The organism is Streptomyces sp. NPDC107521, assembly GCF_055598485.1.
Genome location: NZ_JBVKAT010000002.1, coordinates 450,496 through 476,463 on the forward strand (window position 1 = coordinate 450,496; position 25,968 = coordinate 476,463).

Annotated in this window: 21 protein-coding genes and 2 tRNA genes; 11 read left to right on the top strand and 12 right to left on the bottom strand. The window is 72.3% G+C overall.

Translation table 11 applies throughout. The annotated features are described in order from the left end of the window. Nucleotides 1–182: 182 nt before the first annotated feature. Nucleotides 183–266, bottom strand: a tRNA-Leu gene (locus ACZ7LB_RS05030). A gap of 406 nt (nt 267–672) precedes the next feature. On the opposite strand from ACZ7LB_RS05030, the gene ACZ7LB_RS05035 reads away from it, so the two are divergent. The 6 genes from ACZ7LB_RS05035 (at nt 673) to pknB (ending at nt 8,880) form a co-directional block, all read left to right on the top strand. After that, the gene (locus ACZ7LB_RS05035; RefSeq protein ID WP_471465431.1) at nt 673–1,524 is read left to right on the top strand and encodes an FhaA domain-containing protein; all 852 of its coding nucleotides are present in this window, start codon (nt 673–675) and stop codon (nt 1,522–1,524) included. Nucleotides 1,525–1,534: 10 nt separating this feature from the next. Then, nucleotides 1,535–2,047 (top strand): FHA domain-containing protein FhaB/FipA, encoded by a 513-nt coding sequence (locus tag ACZ7LB_RS05040; protein ID WP_161226540.1) that lies wholly within the window; start codon nt 1,535–1,537, stop codon nt 2,045–2,047. A 141-nt stretch (nt 2,048–2,188) separates the two neighbouring features. Beyond that, nucleotides 2,189–3,721 (top strand): Stp1/IreP family PP2C-type Ser/Thr phosphatase, encoded by a 1,533-nt coding sequence (locus ACZ7LB_RS05045; protein WP_471465432.1) that lies wholly within the window; start codon nt 2,189–2,191, stop codon nt 3,719–3,721. Between the two features lie 27 nt (nt 3,722–3,748). After that, nucleotides 3,749–5,194: an FtsW/RodA/SpoVE family cell cycle protein gene (locus tag ACZ7LB_RS05050; RefSeq protein ID WP_471465433.1), complete on the top strand. Its 1,446-nt coding sequence runs from the start codon at nt 3,749–3,751 to the stop codon at nt 5,192–5,194. After that, nucleotides 5,191–6,663 (top strand): penicillin-binding transpeptidase domain-containing protein, encoded by a 1,473-nt coding sequence (locus ACZ7LB_RS05055; RefSeq protein ID WP_471465434.1) that lies wholly within the window; start codon nt 5,191–5,193, stop codon nt 6,661–6,663. The genes ACZ7LB_RS05050 and ACZ7LB_RS05055 overlap by 4 nt, the downstream gene beginning before the upstream one ends. A 192-nt stretch (nt 6,664–6,855) precedes the next feature. Further along, nucleotides 6,856–8,880, top strand: coding sequence for a Stk1 family PASTA domain-containing Ser/Thr kinase (pknB, locus tag ACZ7LB_RS05060; RefSeq protein WP_471465435.1), 2,025 nt, complete (start codon nt 6,856–6,858; stop codon nt 8,878–8,880). Nucleotides 8,881–9,285: 405 nt separating this feature from the next. Here pknB and ACZ7LB_RS05065 read toward each other — a convergent pair whose 3' ends face one another. The 5 genes from ACZ7LB_RS05065 to ACZ7LB_RS05085 form a co-directional block, all read right to left on the bottom strand. After that, entirely contained in the window at nt 9,286–10,059 is a 774-nt protein-coding gene (locus ACZ7LB_RS05065) for a class E sortase (RefSeq protein ID WP_471465436.1), read from the bottom strand. A gap of 15 nt (nt 10,060–10,074) precedes the next feature. Then, nucleotides 10,075–11,406 (bottom strand): class E sortase, encoded by a 1,332-nt coding sequence (locus tag ACZ7LB_RS05070; protein WP_471465437.1) that lies wholly within the window; start codon nt 11,404–11,406, stop codon nt 10,075–10,077. Next, on the bottom strand, nt 11,403–12,041 hold the full coding sequence (locus ACZ7LB_RS05075; RefSeq protein ID WP_265292076.1) for an aminodeoxychorismate/anthranilate synthase component II: 639 nt from the start codon (nt 12,039–12,041) through the stop codon (nt 11,403–11,405). Before ACZ7LB_RS05075 ends, ACZ7LB_RS05070 begins: the two co-directional genes overlap by 4 nt. After that, nucleotides 12,038–12,199, bottom strand: coding sequence for a hypothetical protein (locus ACZ7LB_RS05080; RefSeq protein WP_471465438.1), 162 nt, complete (start codon nt 12,197–12,199; stop codon nt 12,038–12,040). The genes ACZ7LB_RS05075 and ACZ7LB_RS05080 overlap by 4 nt, the downstream gene beginning before the upstream one ends. A gap of 80 nt (nt 12,200–12,279) precedes the next feature. Then, nucleotides 12,280–13,071, bottom strand: a complete 792-nt coding sequence (locus ACZ7LB_RS05085; RefSeq protein ID WP_471465439.1) for a DUF881 domain-containing protein — start codon at nt 13,069–13,071, stop codon at nt 12,280–12,282. A gap of 94 nt (nt 13,072–13,165) precedes the next feature. On the opposite strand from ACZ7LB_RS05085, the gene crgA reads away from it, so the two are divergent. Beyond that, nucleotides 13,166–13,420, top strand: coding sequence for a cell division protein CrgA (crgA, locus tag ACZ7LB_RS05090; protein ID WP_161226549.1), 255 nt, complete (start codon nt 13,166–13,168; stop codon nt 13,418–13,420). A gap of 258 nt (nt 13,421–13,678) precedes the next feature. On the opposite strand, the gene ACZ7LB_RS05095 is transcribed toward crgA, so the two are convergent. Together ACZ7LB_RS05095 and ACZ7LB_RS05100 are read right to left on the bottom strand one after the other, a co-directional pair. Beyond that, nucleotides 13,679–14,608, bottom strand: a complete 930-nt coding sequence (locus ACZ7LB_RS05095) for a rhomboid family intramembrane serine protease (RefSeq protein ID WP_471465440.1) — start codon at nt 14,606–14,608, stop codon at nt 13,679–13,681. A 118-nt stretch (nt 14,609–14,726) separates the two neighbouring features. Further along, nucleotides 14,727–15,260 carry a peptidylprolyl isomerase gene (locus ACZ7LB_RS05100; RefSeq protein ID WP_471465441.1) on the bottom strand — a complete coding sequence of 178 codons (534 nt, stop codon included), beginning with the start codon at nt 15,258–15,260 and terminating at the stop codon, nt 14,727–14,729. A 416-nt stretch (nt 15,261–15,676) separates the two neighbouring features. On the opposite strand from ACZ7LB_RS05100, the gene ACZ7LB_RS05105 reads away from it, so the two are divergent. Continuing rightward, complete coding sequence (locus ACZ7LB_RS05105; RefSeq protein ID WP_471465442.1) at nt 15,677–16,399, top strand: DUF5324 family protein; 723 nt, start codon at nt 15,677–15,679, stop codon at nt 16,397–16,399. 378 nt (nt 16,400–16,777) lie between these two features. Here ACZ7LB_RS05105 and ACZ7LB_RS05110 read toward each other — a convergent pair whose 3' ends face one another. Beyond that, nucleotides 16,778–17,554: an isoprenyl transferase gene (locus tag ACZ7LB_RS05110; protein WP_471465443.1), complete on the bottom strand. Its 777-nt coding sequence runs from the start codon at nt 17,552–17,554 to the stop codon at nt 16,778–16,780. Between the two features lie 969 nt (nt 17,555–18,523). Between ACZ7LB_RS05110 and ACZ7LB_RS05115 the strand changes: the two genes are divergently transcribed. Continuing rightward, nucleotides 18,524–20,848 (top strand): DUF7507 domain-containing protein, encoded by a 2,325-nt coding sequence (locus tag ACZ7LB_RS05115; RefSeq protein WP_471465444.1) that lies wholly within the window; start codon nt 18,524–18,526, stop codon nt 20,846–20,848. A gap of 206 nt (nt 20,849–21,054) precedes the next feature. On the opposite strand, the gene ACZ7LB_RS05120 is transcribed toward ACZ7LB_RS05115, so the two are convergent. Beyond that, nucleotides 21,055–21,636, bottom strand: a complete 582-nt coding sequence (locus tag ACZ7LB_RS05120; RefSeq protein WP_471465445.1) for an NADPH-dependent FMN reductase — start codon at nt 21,634–21,636, stop codon at nt 21,055–21,057. A gap of 127 nt (nt 21,637–21,763) precedes the next feature. After that, nucleotides 21,764–22,663 (bottom strand): methylenetetrahydrofolate reductase [NAD(P)H], encoded by a 900-nt coding sequence (metF, locus tag ACZ7LB_RS05125; RefSeq protein ID WP_471465446.1) that lies wholly within the window; start codon nt 22,661–22,663, stop codon nt 21,764–21,766. Between the two features lie 541 nt (nt 22,664–23,204). Here metF and ACZ7LB_RS05130 point away from each other — a divergent pair. Further along, nucleotides 23,205–24,119, top strand: a complete 915-nt coding sequence (locus ACZ7LB_RS05130) for an NADP-dependent oxidoreductase (protein WP_471465447.1) — start codon at nt 23,205–23,207, stop codon at nt 24,117–24,119. 51 nt (nt 24,120–24,170) lie between these two features. Then, nucleotides 24,171–25,601, top strand: a complete 1,431-nt coding sequence (locus ACZ7LB_RS05135) for a DHA2 family efflux MFS transporter permease subunit (protein ID WP_471465448.1) — start codon at nt 24,171–24,173, stop codon at nt 25,599–25,601. 221 nt (nt 25,602–25,822) lie between these two features. Here ACZ7LB_RS05135 and ACZ7LB_RS05140 read toward each other — a convergent pair. Then, nucleotides 25,823–25,895, bottom strand: a tRNA-Ala gene (locus ACZ7LB_RS05140). Nucleotides 25,896–25,968 lie beyond the last annotated feature (73 nt).

Below are 25,968 nucleotides of genomic sequence, written 5' to 3' on the forward strand. Positions count from 1 at the left end.
CACAGACGACCGCCCCGGAGGACCCCGCCCGGCCCGGCGACGGCCGCCCGCCCGGACCGCCCCGCCCACCGGACCGGGAGACGGACGTCACCGCACACGAAAAACGGAACGGGCGGCATCGTCTGAACGATGCCGCCCGTTCCATCGGTACGACCGGAGCGCCTCAACCGGCACTCTCTATGTGCGCGAGGGGGGAGTTGAACCCCCACGCCCTTGCGGGCACTGGAACCTGAATCCAGCGCGTCTGCCTATTCCGCCACCCGCGCATTGGGTGTTGTCCTCGGGCCCGTTTCCGCTGTTCCCAGCGGCGTGGCGCCTTCCGACATGCAGAACATTAGCACGCCGGTGGCTGCCGATTCACCTCGTTTCCGCCGGGGCGGGGCGCCCCGCGCACGTACCGACCTGTGACCGTCCGGGTATCAACCTCGTACCGGTCCGGCCCGTCTCCCAGGGAGCCCGGTCAGCTCCTCAGCCGGGTGCGGGACACTGGACCACGGCCGCCTCTACGATCCAGAGGGAAGGTGCGGACACGTGTCCCCCCGGGAGTTCGGCACGGACTCCGCAGGGGAACCGGTCGATCGACCCGCGCGTGGATACGATCAGTAAGCACTACCAGGTACGCAGCGGCACGCAGGGCAGTGAACAGGACGGCAGCGACGGAGGAGGTGCCCCATGGGAGTCCTGAAGAAGTTCGAGCAGCGCCTCGAAGGTCTGGTCAACGGCACCTTCGCGAAGGTGTTCAAGTCCGAGGTACAGCCCGTGGAGATCGCGGGCGCGCTTCAGCGCGAGTGCGACAACAACGCGACCATCTGGAACCGCGACCGCACCGTCGTCCCCAACGACTTCATCGTGGAGCTGAGCACCCCGGACTTCGAGCGGCTCAGCCCCTACTCCGGGCAGCTCGGCGACGAGCTGGCCGGCATGGTGCGGGACTACGCGAAGCAGCAGCGCTACACGTTCATGGGACCCATCAAGGTCCATCTGGAGAAGGCCGACGACCTCGACACGGGCCTGTACCGGGTGCGCAGCCGCACCCTCGCCTCCTCCAGCAGCCAGCAGGCCGGACCGGGCGCCGCCCCGCCCGCCCCCCAGGGCCGCCCCGGCGCCCCCGGCGGCGGCTACGGCTACCCGCCCCCCGCCGGTCCCGCGGGCGCCCCGCCGATGCCTCCCGGCCCCCCGGCCGGCGGCTACGGCTACCCTCAGCCCGCGGGCGGCCAGCGCCCCCCGGCCGCGGCCGGAAGCCGCGCCCGCCACTGGATCGAGATCAACGGCAACCGCCACCAGATCTCCCGCGCCACGCTCGTGCTGGGCCGCAGTACCGAGGCCGACGTGCGGATCGACGACCCCGGCGTCTCCCGCCGGCACTGCGAGATCCGGCCCGGAACGCCCTCGACGATCCAGGACCTCGGCTCCACCAACGGCATCGTGGTGGACGGGCAGCACACCACCCGCGCTACGCTCCGCGACGGCTCGCGGATCGTCGTGGGCAGCACCACCGTTATCTATAGGCAAGCCGAAGGGTGATCCGGGGGCAATGTCAGAGCTGACCCTCACGGTCATGCGGCTGGGTTTCCTGGCCGTACTGTGGCTGTTCGTGATCGTGGCCGTGCAGGTCATCCGCAGCGACCTGTTCGGGACGCGGGTCACCCAGCGCGGGGCGCGGCGCGACGCCGCGCGACCGCAGCAGGCCGCGCGCCAGGGCCAGGCGCCTCCGCAGCAGCGCCAGCAGCAGGGCGGCCGCCGCGGCCGCAACACACCCACCAAACTCGTCGTCACCGAGGGCACCCTCACGGGTACCACCGTCGCCCTCCAGGGCCAGACCATCACCCTGGGCCGGGCGCACGACTCCACGATCGTCCTCGACGACGACTACGCCTCCAGCCGCCATGCCAGGATCTACCCGGACCGCGACGGGCAGTGGATCGTCGAGGACCTCGGGTCCACCAACGGCACGTATCTGGACCGGTCCCGGCTGACGACTCCCACACCGATCTCGCTGGGTGCGCCGATCCGCATCGGCAAGACCGTCATCGAGCTGCGGAAGTAGTGCTACACCAATGAATGAGCGCGAGCGGAGCGAGCACGCGGAGGCGGCCGGCGGTACCGGCCCCGGCGCGCTCCCGACCGGAGGGTGGGCAGTGTGGCTCGACACGACCGGCTGCATGCGGAGCCGACGGGCGAGGTGCGCATGAGTCTGTCACTGCGCTTCGCCGCCGGATCGCACAAGGGCATGATCCGCGAGGGCAACGAGGACTCCGGCTACGCCGGCCCCCGGCTGCTCGCCATCGCCGACGGCATGGGCGGCCAGGCCGCCGGAGAGGTCGCCTCCTCCGAGGTGATCTCCACCATCGTCGCCCTCGACGACGACGTCCCCGGCTCCGACATCCTCACCTCCCTCGGCACCGCGGTGCGCCGCGCCAACGACCAGCTCCGCCGGATGGTCGAGGAGGACCCCTCCCTGGAGGGCATGGGCACCACCCTGACCGCCCTGCTCTGGACCGGCCAGCGGCTCGGCCTGGTGCACGTCGGCGACTCCCGCGCCTATCTGCTGCGCGACGGCGTCCTCACCCAGATCACCCAGGACCACACCTGGGTGCAGCGGCTCGTCGACGAGGGGCGCATCACCGAGGAGGAGGCGGGCACCCACCCCCAGCGCTCCCTGCTGATGCGGGCCCTCGGCAGCGGCGAGCACGTCGAGCCCGACCTGTCCATCCGCGAGGTCCGGGCCGGCGACCGCTATCTGATCTGCTCCGACGGGCTCTCCGGCGTCGTCTCCCACCAGACGCTGGAGGACACCCTCGCCGGCTACCAGGGCCCGCAGGAGACCGTGCAGGAGCTGATCCAGCTCGCGCTGCGCGGCGGCGGCCCCGACAACATCACGGTGATCGTCGCCGACGTCCTCGACCTCGACACCGGGGACGGCCACGGCGGGCAGCTCTCCGACACCCCCGTCGTCGTCGGCGCCGTCGCCGAGAACCAGCACCAGTCGCACGACAACCGCATCATGCAGACCCCGGCCGGCCGCGCCTCCGGCCTCGGCCGCCACGGCGGCGGCGAGTTCGGCCCGCCCGGCAGCGGCGAGGCCGACGGCTACGCCCGCTCCGGCGGCTTCGACGACTACGGCCCCGACGACTTCGTCAAACCCCGCCGGAACCACGTCTGGCTGAAGCGGTCCTTCTACACCGTCCTCGCCCTCGCCGTCGTCGGCGGCGGGCTCTACGGCGGCTGGCGCTGGACCCAGACCCAGTACTACGTCGGCACCAACAACGACCACGTCGCCCTCTACCGGGGCATCAGCCAGGACCTCGCCTGGGTCTCGCTGTCGGAGGTCCAGAAGGACCACCCCGAGATCGAACTCAAGTACCTGCCGCCCTACCAGCAGAAGCTCGTGGAGGCGACCATCGCCGAGGGCGACCTGGCCGACGCCCGCGCGAAGATCGAGGAACTCTCGGTGCAGGCCTCCGCCTGCCGCAAGCAGACCGAGCGGCGTGCGGCGCAGAGCGGGAAGAAGGCCGGGTCCGGCGAGGAGGCCGCGGGCGGCACGGGAACCACACCCGTCTCCTTCACGTCCAAGGCCACACCGTCGCCCACCGCGTCCCCGACGCCCGGCACCCCGGAAGCGTCCACGACCCCGTCCACGACCGCCGCCCCCACCCCCAGCCCCGGCCCCAGCCTCTCGGAGGAGGAGCAGAAGGTCGTCTCGCTGTGCGGTAAGCAGTAGGCAAGCCGTGAGAGGCCCCGTCACACGATGAGCAGTTCTTCCCAGTCGCCGACGCACCAGACGTCCACGATCGGCGCCATCGGCGCACCCAGCCGCCGCAACACCGAGCTGGCGCTCCTGGTGTTCGCCGTCGTCATCCCGGTCTTCGCCTACGCCAACGTGGGCCTCGCGATCAACGACCAGGTGCCCGCAGGCCTGCTGAGCTACGGCCTGGGCCTCGGCCTGCTGGCCGGTATCGCCCACCTCGTGGTCCGCAGGTTCGCGCCCTACGCGGACCCGCTGCTGCTGCCCCTGGCCACCCTGCTCAACGGCCTCGGACTCGTCGCCATCTGGCGGCTCGACCAGTCCGAGCTCCTCCAGAGCATCAAACAGGCCGGCGGCGCCGCGCCCCGCCAGCTCATGTACACCGCGATGGGCATCGCCCTGTTCGTCGCCGTGCTGCTGTTCCTCAAGGACCACCGGGCCCTCCAGCGCTACACCTACATCTCCATGCTCGGCGCGCTGGTCCTGCTGCTGCTGCCGCTGGTGCCGGGCCTCGGCCAGGACATCTTCGGCGCCAAGATCTGGATCAAGGTCGGCTCCTTCTCCATCCAGCCCGGCGAGTTCGCCAAGATCGTGCTGGCGGTCTTCTTCGCCGGCTACCTGATGGTGAAGCGGGACGCGCTGGCCCTGGCCAGCCGCCGCTTCATGGGCCTCTACCTGCCGCGCGGGCGCGACCTCGGCCCGATCCTCGTGGTCTGGATGGTCTCCATCCTCATCCTGGTCTTCGAGACCGACCTCGGCACCTCGCTGCTGTTCTTCGGCATGTTCGTGATCATGCTGTACGTGGCCACCGAGCGGACCAGCTGGATCGTCTTCGGCCTGCTGATGTCCGCCGTCGGCGCCGTCGGCGTGGCCAGCTTCGAGTCGCACATCCAGACCCGTGTGCAGGCCTGGCTCGACCCCATGCGCGAGTACGAGCTGAGCCGGGCCGGGGTCATGGACGGCGTCCTCCACTCCGAGCAGGCCATGCAGGCCCTCTGGGCGTTCGGCTCCGGCGGCACCCTCGGCACCGGCTGGGGCCAGGGCCACTCCGAGCTGATCCGCTTCGCCGCCAACTCCGACTTCATCCTCGCCACCTTCGGCGAGGAGCTGGGCCTGGCCGGGCTGATGGCCCTGCTGCTGCTCTACGGCCTGATCGTGGAGCGCGGCATCCGCACCGCCCTCGCCGCCCGCGACCCCTTCGGCAAGCTGCTCGCGGCGGGTCTGTCCGGCGCCTTCGCCCTCCAGGTGTTCGTCGTCGCCGGCGGTGTCATGGGCCTCATCCCGCTGACCGGTATGACCATGCCCTTCCTGGCATACGGCGGCTCCTCCGTGATCGCCAACTGGGCGCTCGTCGGCATCCTGCTGCGCATCAGCGACACGGCGAGGCGGCCCGCCCCCGCCCCCGCCGCCAACCCCGACGCCGAGATGACCCAGGTGGTCCGACCGTGAACAAGCCCCTGCGCCGTATCGCGATCTTCTGCGGCCTCCTGGTGCTCACCCTGCTGCTGCGCGACAACTGGCTCCAGTACGTCAAGGCCGACGAGCTCAAGAGCGACGAGCACAACCGCCGGGTCGCCATCGAGCGCTACTCCAGCCCGCGCGGCGACATCATCGTCGACGGCAAGGCCATCACCGGCCACGCCACCACCGAGGGCGACTTCAAGTACAAGCGGACCTACAAGAACGGCCCCATGTGGGCACCGGTCACCGGCTACGTCTCCCAGGCGTACGGCGCCACCCAGATCGAGGCCCTCGACGACGGCATCCTCACCGGCAACGACGACCGGCTGTTCTTCCGCAACACCCTCGACATGATCACCGGCAAGAAGCGCGAGGGCGGCAACGTCGTCACCACCCTCAACGGGGCCGCGCAGAAGGCCGCCTACGAGGGGCTGAAGAAGCAGAACGGCAAGGGCTCAGTCGTCGCCCTGGAGCCCTCCACGGGCAAGGTCCTGGCCCTCGCCTCCTTCCCCTCGTACGACCCCACCTCCATCGCGGGCGGCGGCCAGGCCGACGGCGAGGCGTGGAACCGGCTCCAGAAGAAGAACAACCCGGCCGACCCGATGCTCAACCGCGCGCTGCGCGAGGTCTACCCGCCCGGCTCGACCTTCAAGGTGCTCACCGCCGCCGCCGCCCTGGAGAACGGGCTGTACGACTCGGCGGACGAGAAGACCGACTCGCCCCAGCCCTGGACCATGACCGGCACCCAGACGGAGCTGAAGAACGAGGGCAGCATCCAGTGCAAGGACGTCCCGATGCGCGAGGCGCTGCGGATCTCCTGCAACACCGTCTTCGGCAAGATCGGCGCCGACCTCGGCAACGAGAAGATGCTGGAGCAGGCCAAGAAGTTCGGCTTCACCGAGGAGCAGTTCATCCCGGTCCGCGCCAACGCCTCGGTCTTCTCCGACGACATGGAGCCCTCCCAGGTCGCGCTCTCCTCCATCGGCCAGTTCAACACCGCCGCCACCCCGCTCCAGATGGCCATGGTCACCGCGGCCATCGCCAACAACGGCGTGCTGATGAAGCCGTACATGGTGGACGAGCTGCAGGCGCCGAACGTGGACACCATCGAGAAGACCAGCCCGACCGAGCAGAGCCGGCCGCTCTCCGCGAAGAACGCCCAGATCCTGCAGTCGATGATGGAGACCGTCGTCAACGAGGGCACCGGCTCCAACGCCCGCATCGGCGGCGTCACCGTGGGCGGCAAGACCGGTACCGCCCAGCACGGCGTCGACAACAGCGAGAACCCCTACGCCTGGTTCATCTCGTACGCCAAGCAGAGCGACGGCAGCTCGCCGGTCGCCGTGGCCGTGGTGATCGAGGACGAGGACGCCGTCCGCGACGACATCTCCGGCGGCGGTCTCGCGGCGCCGATCGCCCGGAACGTGATGCAGGCGGTTCTGGACAGCAAGAAGTGACGACGGACCGAACGGGGCGTGACTCCCGTCACGTCCCCTTCACATAGACGCACGCTGCGATACCGGTCCTGTATCGGGTAACCGGCTTGGCCAGGTCACCCGGGGCGGGCCGGGTACGGTAGGCCGCGGACGGCAGCCACCCGACCGTACAAGCGCGCCGGTCGGGACCGACGGAGAGGGCTGGTAGGAACCATGGAAGAGCCGCGTCGCCTCGGCGGCCGGTACGAACTGGGCCAGGTGCTCGGTCGTGGTGGCATGGCAGAGGTCTACCTCGCGCATGACACGCGGCTCGGTCGCACCGTGGCGGTGAAGACGCTCCGCGCGGACCTCGCGCGCGACCCGTCCTTCCAGGCCCGGTTCCGCCGGGAGGCCCAGTCGGCCGCCTCGCTCAACCATCCCGCGATCGTGGCGGTCTACGACACGGGCGAGGACTACATCGACGGGGTCTCCATCCCCTACATCGTCATGGAGTACGTCGACGGGTCCACCCTGCGCGAACTGCTCCACTCGGGCCGCAAGCTGCTGCCCGAGCGGACGCTGGAGATGACCATCGGGATCCTCCAGGCCCTGGAGTACTCGCACCGGGCCGGGATCGTCCACCGCGACATCAAGCCCGCCAACGTCATGCTCACCCGCAACGGCCAGGTCAAGGTCATGGACTTCGGCATCGCCCGCGCCATGGGCGACTCCGGCATGACGATGACCCAGACCTCGGCGGTGATCGGCACCGCGCAGTACCTCTCCCCGGAGCAGGCCAAGGGCGAGCAGGTCGACGCCCGCTCCGACCTGTACTCCACCGGCTGTCTGCTCTACGAGCTGCTCACCGTCCGCCCGCCGTTCGTCGGCGACTCCCCCGTGGCCGTCGCCTACCAGCACGTGCGCGAGGAGCCGCAGGCGCCCAGCGTCTTCGACCCCGAGATCACGCCCGAGATGGACGCCATCGTCCTCAAGGCCCTGGTCAAGGACCCCGACTACCGCTACCAGTCGGCCGACGAGATGCGCGCCGACATCGAGGCCTGCCTCGACGGCCAGCCCGTCGCCGCCACCGCCGCCCTGGGCGCCGTCGGCTACGGCGGCTACCCCGACGACCAGCCGACCACCGCGCTGCGCGCCGACGCGGGCCCCGGCGGCGCCACCACCATGCTGCCGCCGATGAACCCGGACGACGGCGGCTACGGCTACGACGACCGCCCCGACCGGCGGCGCCAGCAGCCGCGCAAGTCGAACCTCTCCACGGTCCTGCTGATCCTGTCCGGCCTGGTCGTCCTCACCGGCGCCATCCTGATCGGCAAGTACGCCTTCGGCGGGGACGGCGCCACCGACTCCACCGTGGCCGTGCCCCTCCTCGTCGGCCAGACGCAGAAGGAGGCCGGGAAGCTGCTGATCAACAGCGATCTGAAGATGGGCACGATCGAGAAGAAGCCGTGCGAGGACCAGGAGGCCGGCACCGTCTGCGAGCAGGACCCCAAGCAGGGCACCGAGGTCGACAAGGACTCCGTCGTCAACCTGGTGATCTCCACCGGCGCCCCCAAGGCCGACGTCCCCGACGTCAAGGGCCAGACCTACGCCGACGCCGAACGCGCCCTGAAGGACAAGGGCTTCGAGGTGGACAAGCGGTCCGAGGAGTCCACCGCGACCCCGGACACGGTGCTCTCCCAGGACCCGGCCGGCGGCACGGAGCTCAAGAAGGGCTCCACCGTCACCCTCACCGTGGCCCGGGAGACCGCCAAGGTCACCGTGCCCGACCTGAGCGGCAAGACCCCGGACGTGGCCAAGCAGCTCCTGGACTCCAAGGGCCTGGTGCTCGGCTCGCAGACCCAGGAGGAGTCCGCCGCCCAGGCGGAGGGCACCGTCTTCGAGCAGAGCTTCGCCCCCGGCACCGACGTGGACCGCGGCAGCACGGTCGACATCAAGATCGCCAAGGCGCCGCCGCCCGAGGAGGAGAAGATCCAGATGCCGAGGGTCACCCAGATGACCGTCGGCCAGGCCAAGCAGGTCCTCGCCCAGCACGGGCTGGAGCTGGAGCGGATCATCGGGGCCGACGACGACAACGCCATGGTCACCGGCAGCAATCCCGCCGAGGGCCAGGAGGTCAAGAAGGGCGACAAGGTCTTCCTGGTCGCGGCCCCGCAGCAGGGCGGCGACAACGGCAACGGGAACAACGGCGGGGGCAACAACGGGGGCGGCTTCCTCGGGGGCCTCGGCCGGGGCCACTGACCCGGCACCCCACCGCACCCGCGCCCGCGCGTGACGAGAGCCCCGGTCCCCTCGGTGAGGGGGCCGGGGCTCCGCCGTGCGGGGCGTCGGGAACGGAGGGGGGAGGGCGGCGCGGGGAGGATGCGCGGCGCGGCGGCGGGGACGGCTCCGGGGGCCGGGGGGCGGGGGACGAGGGCAGGGAACGAAGGCGTGGGACCGGCGGGGCGAACACGGCGCGGGACGGGGCGGCATGCCGCGCCCGCCCGGTGCCGCCCGGGCCCGGGCTCCGGTGCCGTCCCGGACCCCGTCATCGCGGCGCGGGCCCCCGCCACCCCGCCCCGACGATCGCGGCCTGCGGCCAGCGGTCAGCGGCCTGCGGCCTGCGGGTCAGCGGCTCCGGCCGCCGTGGCGCTCAGCGGGCGCGGCTCAGCCCAGTTCCTTCGGCGGCGTCCGGTCGGCGTCGACCTTCTCGGTGCGCACCAGCTCGCCCCAGACCACGTACCGGTACTTGCTGGTGTACAGCGGGGTGCAGGTGGTCAGCGTGATGAAGTGGCCGGCCCTCTTCCGCCCGGACTCCTCCGGGACCGGCGCCAGCGCCGCCACGTTGTACTTCGAGGTCTCCGGCAGGACGCTGTACGTCTTGTAGACGTACCAGGTGTCCTTCGTCTCGAAGACGATGGGATCGCCCTCGCCGATCTTGTGGATGTTGTGGAACTTGGCGCCGTGCCCGTCGCGGTGGGCGGCCAGCGAGAAGTTGCCCTTCTTCCCGGACGTGGGCAGCGTCGCCTTCACCGGGTCGGTGTAGTAGCCGGCCACGCCGTCGTTGAGGACCTCCGCCGACGTGCCCTTCTCCACCAGGATCTCGCCGCCGCCCATCGCGGGCACGTGCAGGAAGCCGATGCCTGCGCCGGTGTCCAGGGCGCCGGGGCCGGACTCCTCCTGCCGGGCCCAGCCGTCGCGGACCCGGTCGGCCTGGCGGTCCGCCGCGCGGTCGGCGACCACGTTCGTCCACCAGAGCGAGTAGGCGACGAACAGGCCCAGCACCAGGCCCGCCGTGATGAGGAGTTCGCCCAGGAAGCTGACGGCCAGGGCGACGGTCCGGCCGCCCCGGCGCCGGCGGCGCCGTCCCCGGGACGGTGACGGGCCGGACGCGCGGCCCCCCGCGCGGTCCGCGTGATCCGATTCGGTGATCGATGCCACTGGTGTCATCCGCCCCTAGCTCACGAGCGCATCCGGCTTGCCCTTGCTGCGCGGCCGTTCCTCCACCATCTTGCCCCACACGATGAGCCGGTACTTGCTGGTGAACTCCGGCGTGCAGGTGGTGAGCGTGATGTAGCGGCCGGGACTCCTGAAGCCCGCCTGCCGCGGGACCGGGTCGAGGACGCCGACGTTGCTCGGCGCGGTGACCGGCAGGACGGAGGCCATCTTGTACACGAAGTAGGTGTCCCGGGTCTCCACCACGATCGGGTCGCCGGGTTTCAGCCGGTTGATGTACCGGAAGGGCTCGCCGTGGGTGTTGCGGTGGCCGGCCAGCCCGAAGTTGCCGGACGCGTCCTGCGGCATCGCCGTCTTCAGGGGCTTGTCCGCGTAGTGCCCGACCATCCCGCGGTCGAGCACCTTCTTGGTGTCGGTGCCCTCCGCGATCGGCACCACCACGTCCAGCGTGGGCATGTACAGCAGGGCGAAGCCCTGGCCCGGCTCGAAGGCGTCCGGGGCGCGCCCGCTGGCCCAGTCGTCCTGGAGGGCGCTGGCCGCGCGGTCCGCCTGGGCGTGGGCCCGGACATTGGTCCACCAGAGTTGGTAGGTGACGAACAGCAGCATCATCACACCTGTGGTGATGAACAGTTCGCCCATCACCCGGCTGACGATCACGGCGGGACCCGGCTTGCGGGCCCGGGCCCGGCGGCGGGCCTCCACGCGCGACAGGGGCGCTTCCGCGTCCTCCCCGGCCTCCTGGTCCGGGAGCTCCTCCGAAGGCTCCCCACGGCGGCCTTGGCGGCTCCTGGCGGCCCTCCTGCGCGCCGCGCGGCCCCCGTCCCCGGGGAAGGGCGGGTCGGCGGGGTGTCCGGGCGGGGGGACGGGGACGCGCAGCGCCATCGTCTCGTCGTCGCCGGGCGGCCCGTAGCCGCCCCCGGCGGGACCCCGCTCGTACGGCGCGCCCCGGTGGGCCCCGTCGTCGTACGGCCCGCCCCCGTACGCCCCGTCGTCGTACGGCCCGTCCCCGTACCCCTGGCCCTCGTACCCCTGGTCCCCGTACCGCTCGTCGCCGTGGGGCGCGGCGCCGTGGGGCGCGGCGCCGTACGGGTCCGCGTCGTACCGCCCGTTCCCGTACCGCTCGCCGCCGAAGGCCCCGGGGTCGCCGTACGGCGGGCCCGGGGTGCCGGGGTCCGCCCCGTACGGGTCGTGCCCGTGGTGCCCGGGGTCGTCGCCGTACGGTCCGCGGGGTCCGCTCCCGAACGCCCGGGGGTCCTCGTACGGCGGCCATCCGTACGAACCCCCCTGCTCACCGGCGGAGCCGGATTCGCGCTCGGGGCGCAGGGCGGTCACGCCGTGGCCCTGCCCACCACCGGGGCGAGCCCCGCCGACCTCGCCACCGCGTCCCGGTCGCCGCACTCCACCAGCCAGTTGGCCAGCATGCGGTGCCCGTACTCGGTCAGTACCGACTCGGGGTGGAACTGGACCCCCTCGACGGGCAGTTCCCGGTGGCGCAGGCCCATCACGATGCCGTCCCGGGTGCGGGCGGTGACCTCCAGCTCGGCGGGCACCGTGGCCGGTTCGGCGGCCAGCGAGTGGTAGCGCGTCGCCGTGAACGGCGAGGGCAGGCCCGCGAAGACGCCCCTGCCGCCGTGCTCGACGGGGGAGGTCTTCCCGTGCAGCAGCTCCGGCGCCCGGTCGACCACGCCGCCGTACGCGACCTGCATCGCCTGCATGCCGAGGCAGACGCCGAAGACGGGGACGCCGGCCGCGGCGCAGTGCCGGACCATGCCGATGCTCACGCCGGCCCCCTCCGGGGTCCCCGGGCCGGGGGAGATCAGCACGCCGTCGTAGCCGTCGTCGGCGTGCTCCGGGGTCACCACGTCGTTGCGCACCACGTCGCACTCGGCGCCGAGCTGGTAGAGGTACTGCACCAGGTTGAAGACGAAGCTGTCGTAGTTGTCGACGACGAGGATGCGCGCGCTCACTGGTTGTCCACCGTCACATCGTTGAAGGGAATCAGCGGTTCGGCCCAGGGGAACACGTACTGGAACAGGCCGTAGACCGCCCCCAGGACCAGCACGAGCGAGATCAGCGCCTTCACCCACGCGTTGCCCGGCAGATGCCGCCAGATCCAGCCGTACATGCCGCCCCTTCCGTCGTGCCACGGCACCAGACCACGCCGTACCCCACCAGACTAGCCGCGCGGGCTCCCGTGGAAGGGCGTCACGCCACAGGCCGCGCGTAGCGCAGGTCGGCCGTGCCCGAGTAGCCGGGCAGGGTCGTGACGCCGTTCTCCTCGACCTTCCAGCCCAGGCCGTAGACGTTGACGTACACCATGTAGTTCTGGATGGCGGGCGAGGCGGCGAGCGCCTTCCGCAGCCGCTCGGGACGGCCCACGGCCTGGATCCGGTACGGCGGCGAGTAGACCCGGCCCTGGAGGATCAGGGTGTTGCCGACGCAGCGCACGGCGCTGGTGGAGATCAGCCGCTGGTCCATGACCTTGATGCCCTCGGCGCCGCCCTCCCAGAGGGCGTTCACCACGGCCTGGAGGTCCTGCTGGTGGATGACGAGGTAGTCGGGCTGCGGCTCGGGGTAGCCGGGCAGCCTGGCGGTGGCGTCGGGCGGGGCGTCGTCGAGCGTGACGGTGAGGGCCTCGCCCTTCAGCTCGCGGGTGCCGGCCCGCTCCTCCAGCCCGGAGAGCCTGCGCTCCTCGGCCGGGGTGGTGCCGCCGTCGCGGTCGGCGAGGGACTCGATGTCCCCGCGCAGGGCGGCGTTGGACTCGTCCAGTTCCCCGTTCTTGCGGCTGCGTTCGTGGATCAGATCGGACAACTTCAGCAAAGAGGCGTCCGTACGGATATTGGTGCCCTTGGCGGTATTGAAGCTGGTGAAGAAAAGGAGACCGGCCAGGGCGAAGACGGCGGCGGTGAGGATCCGCACGGGGCGGAATCCCCGCCGGAATCCTGGTCCGCGGACAGGGGTGGATACCTTCCCGGGGGAGTCGGCAGAATTGCTCAACGTACCCTTATCTCCTTCGGCGCCACGGAAGCACTACGCTAACGGACGCCCGGGGGAGCGTTCAGAGCCCCTTGCATCGACAGGAGAGACCCTCGTGCCGAAGTCACGTATCCGCAAGAAGGCCGACTACACGCCGCCGCCCGCGAAGCAGGCGGCAGCGATCAAGTTGACCAATCGGTCCTGGGTCGCACCCGTGATGCTGGCCCTGTTCGTCATCGGTCTCGCCTGGATCGTGGTCTTCTACGTCACGGACGGTTCGCTGCCGTGGGACACCCTGGGCAACTGGAACATCGTGGTCGGCTTCGGCTTCATCGCCGCCGGTTTCGGTGTTTCCACGCAATGGAAGTAGCGCCTCGCGCGCGGTGTTTCCCGGGTTCGGACCGGTCTTCCCCGGCGAGTTATCCACAGGTTGTCCACATGGGGAAAAGAAACGACGATCTGTGGATAACCACCGGAGTGTTGACGCCGGTGTGACGGAAGTACCAGCTCCCGAAAACACGTTCGCCCCCTGCCTGACCTGCGGAAACACAGGTCAGCGACAGGGGGCACACCTGTTCCCGCACCATATGCACAAGATCCGGCACCCGCTGTGGACAACCAGGAGTGCTCAGGTGAGCTGGGCGGTTCTCACCAGGGTGAGGACGACCACGGCCACCAGGACCAGCGCACAGGCCCCGTACTGCACGGCGGCCCGCCGTTCGCGCGGGGCGTGCAGCATCGCGTAGCCGATCAGGACACCGGCGACGAGACCGCCGATGTGCGCCTGCCAGGCGATGTTGAAGCCCGGACTGAACGTGAAGACCAGGTTGATCGCCAGCAGGACGACGACCGGGCGCATGTCGGCGTTGAGCCGCCGCACCAGGGCGGCCGTCGCGCCGAAGAGGCCGAAGATCGCGCCGGAGGCACCGAGCGAGGGCTGGTTGGGCGCCGCGATCAGATAGCTCAGCGCGCTGCCGGCCAGCCCGGAGCAGAAGTACAGGGCGAGGTAGCGGGCCCGGCCGAGCGCCGCCTCCAGCGGACCGCCGAGCCACCACAGGCTGAGCATGTTGAAGGCGATGTGCATCACGCTGCCGTGCAGGAACATCGCGGTCAGCAGCCGGTACCACTGGCCCTCCGCGATCCCCTCCACCGAGCCGAGGCCCGGCACGTAGGCCTGCCCGATCAGCTCGAAGCGCTCGGTGAACCGGTCCCCGACCGCGAACTGGACCAGGAAGAACACCAGATTGATCCCGATCAGGATCTTGGTGACCAGCCGGGGGTCCGCGGAGACGACACCGCCGGCCAGGGTCCGGGGCTGCCACGCCGGGGGAGCCAGGCGCGCTCCGCCCGACGGACCCCGGGCGCAGTCGGGGCAGTGGAAGCCGACGGAGGCGTCGACCATGCACTCCGGGCAGATCGGCCGCTCGCACCGGGTGCAGCTGATGCCGGTCTCGCGGCCGGGATGCCGGTAGCAGCCGGGGAGCCCCTGGTCGGGCGGGGGCTCCTGGCCGCCGGGTCCCCACGGGCCCTGCGGGCTGCCGGGTGCCTGTCCGTCCATGGGTTCCCCTCGCTCGTCCGTCCGGGGCGGGACACACCCCGCCCCGCACATCCTTACGGACGGGCGGGGCGTTTGGTTCCCCCGGGGCCCGCTCCCGCGGGGCCGGGGGCGGTGGCTGTCAGCCCTCGACGGTCTCGACCACGACCGACTCGATCACCACGTCGTTCACCGGACGGTCGGTGCGCGGGTTGGTCGGCAGGGCCGCGATGGCGTCGATGACCTTCTGGCTCGCCGTGTCGGTCACCTCGCCGAAGATCGTGTGCTTGCGGTTCAGCCAGGTCGTCGGGGAGACGGTGAGGAAGAACTGCGAGCCGTTGGTGCCCGGACCGGCGTTGGCCATGGCCAGCAGATAGGGGCGGTTGAAGGAGAGGTCCGGGTGGAACTCGTCCCCGAACTCGTAGCCGGGACCGCCGGTGCCGTTGCCCAGCGGGTCACCGCCCTGGATCATGAAGCCGCTGATCACCCGGTGGAAGACGGTGCCGTCGTAGAAGCGGTCCGTGGACTTCTTCCCGGTCGCGGGGTGGGTCCACTCCCGCTCGCCCCCGGCGAGTTCGACGAAGTTCCGGACCGTCTTGGGGGCGTGGTTCGGCAGGAGCCGGACCTGGATGTCGCCGTGGTTGGTCTTCAGGGTGGCGTGGAGCTGCTCGGCCACGAGGTGCCTTCCGTCGTCCTGTCGTGCCCCCCGATCCTCGCACGCCCGGCGCCGTGCGTCGTGCAGCCGCCGGAACCCGTTCCGGTCCGCGCACCGCCCCGGCCGCCGGGACCCGCCGCCACCGCCGGGACGGGGGCCGGGACGGGGCCGGGGCGCGGCACGGGCGGGCCGGGGGCGAGCGCGGGGCGCCGTTTCGTGGCATTGTCGTCGACGGGTTCGCGTTGATCCCCGTTCGTCCACTCCCGCTCCGCATCACCCCTGACGGCGATGGTTTCCCCGGGGTTGTCCGGCGGGTTCCGGAGTCACCGCCCGTGCCCCGGATGCCCGCTCTCGCATGCCCGGCGCCCCGACCGCAGGCATGATCCGCACAGGGGTGGAAAGTCGAATGACCGTACGCCACCGAGGAGGAGGAACCCGTGACCCGCATCGACAGCGTGCGCGCCGCGACCGGTTCGGCGAAGGACAGCGTCCTGCACGCCGCGGACGCGGTGGCGCCCTACGCCGACACGGCCAAGGACCGGGCCGCCCACTACGCGCACGAGGCCCGTGTGCGGCTGGCGCCCAAGGTGTCCCAGGCCGCCTGCCAGGCCCGCCTCCAGTACGGCACGCATGTCGCGCCCCGGCTGGAGCAGGCCCGTACCCATGTGCCGCCCAAGGTGGACCAGGCCGCCCAGGAGGCCGCGCTCCGGGCCCGGGTGGCCGCCCGGCAGGCCGCCGAGTACTCCCGGCCGAGGGTCGAGCAGGCGGTGGCCGCCGCCGGTCCCGTCCGGGACGAGGCCGCCGCGCGCGGCGCCGCCGCCCTGGCCGCGCTGCGGGGCAGTGTCTCGGCCGACGAGATCCGGCAGCTGGCCCGCAGGAACGAGCGGCGGGCGAGGACCGGCCGCTTCGTGAAGGTCCTGGCGCTGGTCGGCATCGCCGCCGGCGGGGCCTTCGCCGCGTGGAAGTGGTGGGACCGCCAGGCGAACCCGGAGTGGCTGGTGGAGCCGCCCGCGGCGACGGAGGTGCCCCAGTCCGGGGGACGGCTGACGTCGGTGGACGGTTCCGGCGAGGGTGAGGGCGACGGCGAGGCCATCCTCGAACCCGAGGTCCAGGCCAAGCGGGCCCAGGACGAGGCCGCGGAGGGCGACGAGCCGCGCTGAACCCCCCGGCGCGGCGACCCCTCGGCGCGCCGGTTCCCCCGCGGGGGAACCGGCGCGGCGACCCCTCGGCGCGCCGGTTCCCCCGCGGGGGTAGACCCCCGGGGCGCCGGACCCGCACGGCTCCGTCTCCCCCCGCCCCTGTCGCCCCGTCGCCGTGGTGTGGAGGAGGACGGTCCCTTCCGCCCCACGGCGACGTTTCACGTGGAACGACGGGAGCCCGTCCGGCAGTGCGCCGGGCAGGGGCATACCGGTGCCGGGGCGATGGCGGGGATGGTGCCCGGTGCGGGATGGTGCCCCGTGCCGTGGGCGGTGGTGGTGCCGCGAAGGGCGCGGTGGACCGCGGTCCGCCGCGCGGCGGATTCCGGAGGGAGCCCCGGCTCAGCGGCCGTAGCGGCGTTCCCTCAGGGAGTAGGAGCGCAGCGCGCGCAGGAAGTCGATCTCGCGGAAGTCCGGCCAGTAGCACTCGCAGAAGTACACCTCGGCGTAGGCGGACTGCCAGAGCAGGAAGCCGGAGAGGCGCTGCTCCCCGGAGGTGCGGATGATGAGGTCCGACTCCGAACGCGCCTTGGAGTACAGGTGCTTCGAGATGTGCTCCATGGTGAACGTCTCGATGAACTCGTCGATGTCACCGCCCCGGGCACTGTGCTCGGTCAGCGCCGAGCGCACGGCGTCGACGATCTCCCGCCGTCCGCCGTAGCCCACCGCGACATCGACCTTGGTGCCCCGGGTGCGGCCCTCGGTCGCGGCGGTGGCGCTCTTCAGCCGGTTCGCGGACTCGGCGGGCAGCAGGTCCAGCGCGCCGACCACTTCCACCCGCCAGGGGTTGCCCGGCGCCGCGAGGTGCTCGACGACCTCCGCGATGATGTCGATGAGCGGTTCGAGCTGGTCCTCGGGCCGGTGCAGATTGTCGTCGGAGAGCATGAACAGGGTGACGTGCTCGATCTGCGCGGAGTCGCACCAGCGCAGGAAGTCCATGACCTTGGCGCCGCCCGCGCGGTAGCCCTCGCGCGGGTCCTCGATCCCGGACATCTTGGCCCAGCGGCGGTTGCCGTCGAGCATGATCCCGATGTGCTGGGGGCGTGGGAGTCCATCCAACTCTCTGACCAGGCGCCGCATGTACAGCGCGTCGAGAGCGGCCCGTACCTTCGCCCGCATGGTCTACCCCTTCCGGCTCGTCGGCGGCAACGGAACGGCCCCGACGGCGATGAGCCACCCGGCAGCGTCCCCTGGGGGTGTGGTGCCGGCGCCCTCTGGGGTGACGATATCAAGAGCAGACAGCGCTTCCCCGGGGCTCCACGGGCCGCGCGGACCCGCACGGGGGACGGTCCGGGGGCCCTTGGGAAGGGTGTGACGGGTGGTGCCGGTGTGGCACGTTCCACGGTGCGGAACGGAGCCCCGGCACCGGACCGGGCCGTCCGCGGGGCGCGGGGAACCGCTCCCCGGGGAGGGTCATTTTCCAGAGGGACCGTCTCCGAACAGGTGTTTCTCCGGTAACTCCCGCCCCGTGGAGGGGGGCTGCCCGCCCGTGCGGCCCGGCGCGGAGCCGTCGGCCCGGACCGGCCGCCGCCGGGCCCCTCCCCCGGCGCGGAGCCGCCCGCGGACACCGCGGCGGCGGACGGCGGGGCGGTCCGCGGGCCCACGGGGGCCGGGGCGGCGGCGGAACCGGTCTCCCACATCGGCCGAAACCATGATCCACACCTGGCCGACATCATATCGTCGGGGCGTCGGCGGGGGCCTTGGGCAGCCGGGGCGATGCCCACGGCGCGGTGCGGGACGGCGCGGGACGGCGCGGTGCGGTGCGGTGCGGTGCGGGACGGCGCGGACAGGGGGCAGGGGGCAGGGGGCAGGGGGCAGGGGGCAGGGGGCAGGGACGGGGCGGCGCCGGGCCCGGGGCACCGGGTGGGGCAGGGCATGGGGGCGCCGGACGGCGCAGCGCGGGGGAGGCGGGGCGGCGGCCCGCGGGGCGGCCCGGGCGACGGGTGGCGGGACGGCTCCGTAGGGCAAGGCGGGGGAAGGCGGTTGCCCTAAGCGGGTTCCTGACGGTCCGCCACGCTCCGCCCTGGCTTTGATCACACACCGTGACTGCTATCTATGCTTCGCATGACACCTAGGCAACGCCCCCTCATGCCAGGACGGCGCGCATGGCCGTCCCGCATCGCTGCCTCAGCCCTCGCCCTGGCGCTGGCCACCGGCTCCTCCCTCCTGCTGGGCGCCACGGACTCCGCCCAGGCCCGGCCGCAGAGCCAGACCCAGACCCGGGCCGAGAACCAGGCCCAGGCCCAGGCCAGGGTCCGCGCCAGCTCCCTCGTCCAGGAGACCTTCACCGAGGCCACCGCCCCCGACTTCACCGGAGTGGGGTCGGCCTGCCTCACCGGCGCCCCGGCCGCCGCCCCTCCGGGCGACGGCAACCACCCGCTGGGCGGCTGCCCCGAGGGTGTCGGCCCGGTCCCGCCCCCGGACGCCGCGCCGAACGGCTACCTGCGGCTGACCGACGCCTCCCACGACCAGTCCGGCGCCGTCCTCTACAACCACGCGCTGCCCGCCACGCAGGGCCTCGACGTCACCTTCGACCAGTGGCAGTACGGGAGCACGACGCCCGCCACCCCGGCCGACGGCATCTCCTTCTTCCTCGTCGACGGGGACACCGACCTGAACCACCCGGGCGCCTTCGGCGGCAGCCTCGGCTACGCGCAGAAACTCCCGGACGACGACCCCACCGCCGAGTTCCTGCCCGGCGTGGACCGCGGCTACCTGGGCATCGGCCTGGACGTCCTCGGCAACTACTTCGGCGACTGGGAGCACCGCGGCAACGGCTGCGACACCCGCTCGCCGGCCGGGACCGCCTTCCACGTCCCCGCGCCCGGCCCCAACATGGTGACCGTGCGCGGACCGGGCGACGGGATCGAGGGCTACTGCTTCCTCACCGCCACCACCAGCAACTTCAGCACCACCGGCCCCTGGCCGTCGACCCTGCCCGGCCTGCTCCAGGGCCCGCTGACCGCGCTGCCCCCGGACGCCACGCCGGTCGAGGCCGAGACGGCGCTGGAGCCCTCGCGCCGCCGGGTGCACGTGGAGATCACCCCGGCGCCGGACCCGGTCCTCACCGTGTCGATCGACTTCAACGACGGAGCCGGCTTCCAGCAGGTGCTGACCACGCCGGCCCCGCAACCGGTGCCGTCCACCTACAAGTTCGGCTTCGCGGCCTCCACCGGCCTCTTCACCGACGTGCACCTGATCCGCAACGTGGCCATCAGCACCCAGGTGCCGCTGCCGCAGCTCGACCTGGTCAAGCAGGTCAAGGAGCCCCTGCCGGGCGACCTGACCGTCGGGTCCGAGGTGCCGTACGAGTTCGTGGTGACCAACTCCGGCGAGACGGACATCGAGGGCCTCACCGTCGACGACCCGAAGGTCGGCCCGGTCTCCTGCCCGACGACGACGCTCGCGCCCGGTGAGACGGTCACCTGTACCGCCACCTACACCGTGACCGCCGCCGACGTGGCGCAGGGCACCATCGAGAACACCGCCGTCGCGCGGGGCACGTCGGACGGGGAGCCGGTCGCCTCGCCGCCGTCCTCGGAGACGGTGCCGATCGAACTGCCGGCGGGCATCTCCATCGAGAAGCGGGTGACGACCCCCGGCCCGTACAACGTCGGCGACGAGATCACCTACACGTACACCGTCCGCAACACGGGCGGCACGGAGCTGACCGGGGTCGCGGTCCAGGACGACCGGGTCACCGGCGTCACCTGCGGGTCGACGACGCTGGCGCCGCTCGGCAGCCCCGGTGACAGCACCACCTGCACCGGCACCTACACCATCACCGCGAGCGACGGCACCGCCGGTTCCGTCACCAACACGGCCACGGCCGGCGGCACGTCCGAGGGCCGCACCATCACCTCCCCGCCGACCGAGCAGACGGTGCCCGTCGGCGCCCCCCACCTCACCCTGGAGAAGCGGGTCGTCACGCCCGGCCCGTACGCGGTCGGCGACGAGGTCACCTACGCGTACACCGTCCGCAACACCGGCAGCACCGTCCTGCACGACGTCCTGGTCAGCGACGACCTGGTGGCCGACGTGACCTGCCGGTCGACGACCCTGGCGCCCGGCGCGAGCACCACCTGCACCGGCACCTACACGATCCGGGACGCCGACGTCGCGGACTGCCCGGACTCCGGCACCGGATACGGCGACGGCGGCACGGGCTGCCCGCTGACCAACGTGGCCATCGCCGCGGGCACCGACCCGCAGGGCAACCAGGTCGCCAGCGAGCGCGCCGAGGCCACCATCACGGTCGGCGGCGGCGAGCACGGCGAATGCCCCGGGAAGGACCACGGCGAGAAGGGCTACGGCGAGAAGGGCTACGGCGAGAAGGACCACGGCGAGCCCGGCAAGGACCACGACGAGTCCGGAAAGGGCTACGGCGACCCCGAGCACTGCTACGGAGCCTGACCCCCCGGCACGGAACGAGCCCCCCGGCCGCCTCTCCCGCGGCCGGGGGGCTCCCGCACGCCCGGCCGGGTCACCGGCCGGGTCACCGGCCGGGTCACCGGCCGGGTGCGGGACGCCCGCCGCGGCGGGCGGGGGCGGAGGCGCCGCGGCGCGGGCGGGGGCGGAGACGCCGCGGCGCGGGCGCCGGAAGCCGGGCGCCGTGCCGGTCAGCCGCGGTACGGGGTCTTCGCGCGGGCGTCCCGCAGGGCGTTGCCCCACCAGATGAGCTGGTCGAGCAGGGTCTTGGCCGCAGCGGGGGCGGTGTCGTTGGTGACCCGGCCGTCCTCGCCGAACTGCTCCCAGACGTTGCTGAGCGTGACCACGTCGCGCACGGTCGTGGCGTGCAGCTCGGCGCAGACGGTGCGCAGGTGCTCCACGGCCCGGGAACCGCCCGCCACCCCGCCGTACGACACGAAGCCGACCGGCTTGGCGTGCCACTGGGTGCCGGTCCAGTCGAGCAGGTTCTTCAGCGACGCCGGATAGCTGTGGTTGTACTCCGGGGTGACCACGGCGAACGCGTCGGCCCGCTCCAGCCGCCCGGTCACCTCGTCGAGGACCCGCCGCACCTCGGGGGCGGGCTCCATGGAGATGACCGTGGGCAGGTGGTGCTCGGCGAGGTCGATCATCTCCACCTCCACTCCGGCGTTCCGGCGCGCGACACCCGCGAACCACTCGGCGACCGTGCCGCCGAAGCGGCCTTCGCGGTTGCTGCCGATGATCACGGCGAGGCGGAGGGGGGCGTTGGACATCTCTGTCTCCTGGAAGGTGAGTGGCGGTCGGACGGACCTGGGTGTGCGGCGGCCGGCCCGCTACCGCACGGCACGGCGGACGGCCCGGGCGGGGACCGGACGGCCCGTGCGCCTCCACGATCCGACCTCAACCCCGGACGAGGTCAAGGGGGGAACGGGAGCCCACGACCCCGCGGTGGATCTCCAGCACCGCCGAGGGCCGGTTCAGGGTGATGTAGTGCAGCCCCGGAGCGCCCTCGGCCAGGAGCCGCCGCGCCATGTCCGTGGCGTGGGCGACCCCGATGCGGTGCCCCTCGGCGGGGTCGTCGCGGGCCGCCTCCAGCCGCCGGGCCAGCTCCGCGGGGAAGCCCGCGTTGCTCAGCTCGGCGAAGCGGCGGATCCGGCGGACGTCGGTGGCGGGCATGATCTCGGGGATGACCGGGGTGTCGCAGCCCGCGGCGCCGAGGCGGTCGCGCAGCCGGAGGTAGTCCTCCGCGTCGAAGAACATCTGGGTGATGGCGTAGTCGGCGCCCGCCCGGCACTTGGCGACGAAGTGCCGGATGTCGCTCTCCCAGTCCGGGGAGCGCGGATGGCGCTCCGGGAACGCCGCCACCCCCACCCCGAAGTCCCCGGACTCCTTGACGAGTTCGACCAGCTCGCGGGCGTGCGTGAGACCGTCCGGGTGGGGCACCCATTCGCCGCCGGGGTCGCCCGGCGGGTCGCCGCGCAGCGCCAGCACGTCGCGGACCCCGGCGTCCGCGTACCGGCCGATGATGTTCCGCAGCTCGGCCACCGAGTGCCCGACGGCGGTGAGGTGCGCGACGGGGCGCAGGGTGGTCTCCGCGGCGATCCGCCGGGTCAGCTCGACCGTCCGGTCCCGGGAGGTGCCGCCCGCGCCGTAGGTGACCGAGACGAAGGACGGGCCGCACGCCTCGATCCTGCGGACGGCCCGCCACAGCGCGGCGGCGCCCTTCGCGGTGCTCGGCGGGAAGAACTCGAAGGAGAACGAGGGGACTCCCCGCGCGAGCGCCGCGCGCGGGCCGCTCACACCCTGTCCCCGGCCGGGGCGGACCGGCGGGAGCGGGGCGGCGCATGGCGGTCGACGGCGGAGGCGGCGGAAGACGGAGCTGAAGGGGAGGGGAGGCGGCGGAAGGCGGAGGCGGGAGAGACGGCGGGGTGCGGGCGGAGGGCACGGTGGCGGGCGGTGGCACGACCGCGGGCGGGAGAGCCGGGGGCGGCGGCAGGGGCCGGCGGGGACAGGAGCCGGGCGGCGCGGGAATTCCCGGGATCGGGACTTGACCTCAATCGCTGTTGAGGTCGAAGACTTCCCCTCGGCGCCCACGATGCACGCCCAACCTGTCTGATCCGCACGGTACTTGACGCTCCGTCGGAAGGAGGCGGAAGTGACCGGCGACCGCGCCTCCCACGGACGGGCGCACGGACCGCCGACGGCCCCTGCCACCTGGTATCGAGCAGCAGTCGAGGCAACCTCAAGACCGTTGCGTGAATCTCGCAGCGCCGGGGAGCGGCGCCGTGAGGACAACCGAAGTGTCCCAGTTCCACGTACCAGTGAATGCGAAGTGATGGCGATGAAGGCTGCAGCGTTGTTCTCGTTCGGCGGGCCCGAGGTCCTGACCCTGGCCGACGTCCCCGAGCCCCAGGCCGGTCCGGGCCAGGTGCGCGTCCGTGTCCGGGCGGCCGGTGTCCAGCACTTCGACACCGGCATCCGGCAGGGCTGGGCGCCCCCCTCCATCGACCTCGGCTTCCCGGTCGTGCCCGGCAACGAGTTCGCCGGCGTCGTCGACCAGGTCGGCGAGGGCGTCACCGGCTTCGCCGAGGGCGCCGAGGTCCTCGGCTACACCACGCTGGGCAGCTACGCCGAGTACGTCGTGGCGCCCGCCGACCAGATCGCGCACAAGCCCGCGAGCATGCCCTGGGACGTCGCGGGCGGCTTCTCCGCCAACGGCCAGGGCGCGCACCTGTGCCTGGGCGAGATGAAGGTGGGACCGGGCGACACGGTCCTCATCCACGCGGCGGCCGGGGCCCTCGGCACCTTCTCGGTCCAGCTCGCCAGGGCCTGGGGCGCCACCACCGTCATCGGCACGGCGAGCGAGGCCAACCACGACTACCTGCGCTCGATCGGCGCCGTGCCGGTGACCTACGGCGAGGGACTGGTCGAACGGGTCAGGGCGGTGGCGCCGAACGGCGTGGACGCCGCCATGGACAACGCGGGCCCCGACGCGCTGCGGGCCTCCGTCGAACTGGTCAAGGACAAGAACCGCATCAGGACCATGATCTCCGACGAGGCCGCGGAGGAGCTGGGCGTGCCCGCGCTGGGGCCCGGCCGGTCGGTCGAGCGGCTGCTGGAGCTGATCCGGCTCTACGAGCAGGGCAGCATCCGCATCCACATCCGCAACGCCCACCCGCTCGCCCGGGCCGCCGAGGCGCACCGCGAGCTGGAGACCGGCCACGGGCGCGGAAAGCTGGTCCTCACCGTCGACTGAGCCGCCACCGCCCCGCACGGCAGAAAAGAACGGAAGGGAATCCAGGACACCGTGGCGTCAGAAATCACGGAGGCGGGCGCCGGAAAGGCGCAGAAGGAAACCAGTCTGATAACGCTCGGCTGCGTTGTGATTCTGGGCACCATCGTGGCCGCGATCGACGGCACGGTCATGGTGGTGGCGATCGACGCGATCGGAAAGGATTTCTCGGCGTCGACCCAGGCCGTCCAATGGGTCACCGGCGCCTATCTGCTCGCCACCTGCGCGGCCATTCCGGTCTCCGGGTACATGGTCGACCGCTTCGGCGCGCGGACCGTGTGGCTGCTCTCCCTGGTGGCCTTCCTGGCCTCCGTGGTGCTGTGCGGGGCCGCCTGGTCGTCGGCGAGCCTGATCCTCTTCCGGGTGCTCCAGGGGTTCTCCGGCGGCCTCATCGGCATGGTCGCCACCGTGGTGCTGACCCGCGCGGCCGGTCCCGAACGGGCCGGCCGCGCGTTCAGCGCGGTCGCCGTGCCCTCCACCCTGGCGCCGGTCCTGGGCCCCATCGCGGCCGGCGCCGTCATCGACTCGGCCAGTTGGCGGTGGTTGTTCTACGGGCAGCTCCCGCTGCTGGTCATCGCGCTGGGCGCGGCCCTGGTCGTGCTGCCGCGCGACGGCGCCGACCGCACCGCGCGCCTCGACTGGAAGGGCCTGCTGCTCATCACCCCCGGGCTGGCGGGCCTGGTGTACGGCCTGTCGGAGGTGGCCGGCACCGACATGACCGGCTCCGGCGGGGTCCTCCCCGTCGTCAGGAACGTGGCGTTCGTCGTCGCCGGCATCCTGCTGACGGTCCTTTTCGCCCGGCGCGCGCTGCGGACCCGCGGGAATCCACTGATCGACCTGAGCCTTTTCGGGAACAAGGGATTTTCCGTCACCGTCGTACTGCTCTTCGTAGTAGGATTCCTGCTGTACGGCCTGCTGTTCCTGATTCCGCTCTATTACCAGCAGGTCGTCGGCCTCAGTGCGACGGCCGCCGGAGCGCTCCTCGCGCCGCAGGGCGCAGGAATGGGAATAGCAGCGGTATTCATCGGCTCGCTGAACGACCGGTTCGGCGCCCGGCCGATCGTGCTGTGCGGTCTGCTGCTCACCACCGCGGGCACCGTTCCCTTCGCCTTCTCCGGCGCGCACCCCGACGACCTGCTCCTCGGCGCGGCGCTGGCGCTGCGCGGCATGGGCCTCGCCTCCATCTCGATCCCGCTGTCGGCCTCGCTCTACCAGAGCAGGCTGCCGCAGGAGGCGATCCCCCACATCACCACGATCAGCGCCGTCGGCCAGCGGGTCGGCGGCGCGCTCGGCGGGGCCATGGCCGCGGTGAGCCTGCAGCTCATGTCCGAGCCGGGCCGCACGGCCGACGGATCCGCGTTCACCGTCACGTTCTGGTGGATGACCGGGCTGCTCCTGGTGCCCTTCGCGCTCGCCCTCCGGCTGCCCCGCAAGGCCAGGGGCTGAGACCCGGGCCCCGGCCCGGCCACGGCCCCGGCGGCACCGCGCGCCCCGGAAAGGTGCGCGTCCGGGTCGGGTCGGCGGGCGTCCAGCCCTTCGACGCGGCGATCCGCTGGGACTGGCCCCCGTTCCTCGCGACGACGCCGCCCGTGGTGCCGGGCGCCGAGCCGGGGGCGCAAAAGACCCCCCTGACCCACGTTTCCACAGGTCAGGGGGGTGTCGTCAGGTGGAGCCTAGGGGAGTCGAACCCCTGACATCTGCCATGCAAAGACAGCGCTCTACCAACTGAGCTAAGGCCCCTCGGACCCCGCCGCGAGCGGCGTCCGGACGGCGGTTCCGCCTGATGGCGGGCGCCGCGACAAGAGTACCGGGT

Excerpts from the sequence above, each read along its gene's own strand:
- ACZ7LB_RS05035 (WP_471465431.1), top strand. The coding sequence starts at position 673 with ATGGGAGTCCTGAAGAAGTTCGAGCAGCGCCTCGAAGGTCTGGTCAAC.
- ACZ7LB_RS05040 (WP_161226540.1), top strand. The coding sequence starts at position 1,535 with ATGTCAGAGCTGACCCTCACGGTCATGCGGCTGGGTTTCCTGGCCGTA.
- ACZ7LB_RS05045 (WP_471465432.1), top strand. The coding sequence starts at position 2,189 with ATGAGTCTGTCACTGCGCTTCGCCGCCGGATCGCACAAGGGCATGATC.
- ACZ7LB_RS05050 (WP_471465433.1), top strand. The coding sequence starts at position 3,749 with ATGAGCAGTTCTTCCCAGTCGCCGACGCACCAGACGTCCACGATCGGC.
- pknB (WP_471465435.1), top strand. The coding sequence starts at position 6,856 with ATGGAAGAGCCGCGTCGCCTCGGCGGCCGGTACGAACTGGGCCAGGTG.
- ACZ7LB_RS05080 (WP_471465438.1), bottom strand. The coding sequence starts at position 12,199 with ATGTACGGCTGGATCTGGCGGCATCTGCCGGGCAACGCGTGGGTGAAG.
- ACZ7LB_RS05095 (WP_471465440.1), bottom strand. The coding sequence starts at position 14,608 with ATGGACGGACAGGCACCCGGCAGCCCGCAGGGCCCGTGGGGACCCGGC.
- ACZ7LB_RS05110 (WP_471465443.1), bottom strand. The coding sequence starts at position 17,554 with ATGCGGGCGAAGGTACGGGCCGCTCTCGACGCGCTGTACATGCGGCGC.
- ACZ7LB_RS05115 (WP_471465444.1), top strand. The coding sequence starts at position 18,524 with ATGCCAGGACGGCGCGCATGGCCGTCCCGCATCGCTGCCTCAGCCCTC.
- ACZ7LB_RS05120 (WP_471465445.1), bottom strand. The coding sequence starts at position 21,636 with ATGTCCAACGCCCCCCTCCGCCTCGCCGTGATCATCGGCAGCAACCGC.
- ACZ7LB_RS05130 (WP_471465447.1), top strand. The coding sequence starts at position 23,205 with ATGAAGGCTGCAGCGTTGTTCTCGTTCGGCGGGCCCGAGGTCCTGACC.